This is a genomic window from Streptococcus sp. HMSC077D04 (genome assembly GCF_001808785.1).
Taxonomy (GTDB): Bacteria; Bacillota; Bacilli; order Lactobacillales; family Streptococcaceae; genus Streptococcus; species Streptococcus mitis_BX.
In genome coordinates, this window is the sequence record NZ_KV794501.1 from 1 (window position 1) to 243 (window position 243).

At 35.0% G+C, this 243-nt stretch carries 1 pseudogene; it reads left to right on the forward strand.

What is annotated here, in order from left to right:
* Positions 1 to 97 (forward strand): annotated as a pseudogene (locus HMPREF2701_RS10550) (peptidylprolyl isomerase); the annotation flags it as partial.
* Positions 98 to 243: the final 146 nt, after the last annotated feature.

Here is a 243-nt window from a genome sequence, read left to right on the forward strand (position 1 = left end):
TTGGAAATCTGGGTTAGATGATTTAGATAAGGCAATTCCCAAAACTTTAGAAGAATCCTCGTCTGTTCCATCACTGCCAAATACTACGACAAAATGATGATATTGCATGGAAATAGAAGAATGTAAGAAAATTTCAATTCTTGATGTAGCAAGCCGTTTAGGTATCTCCTTTAAACAAGTTTCGAGCAGTGTCTATGAACATCCTGAACATGATTCATTTCGGATTTTTTCAACTACCAATAC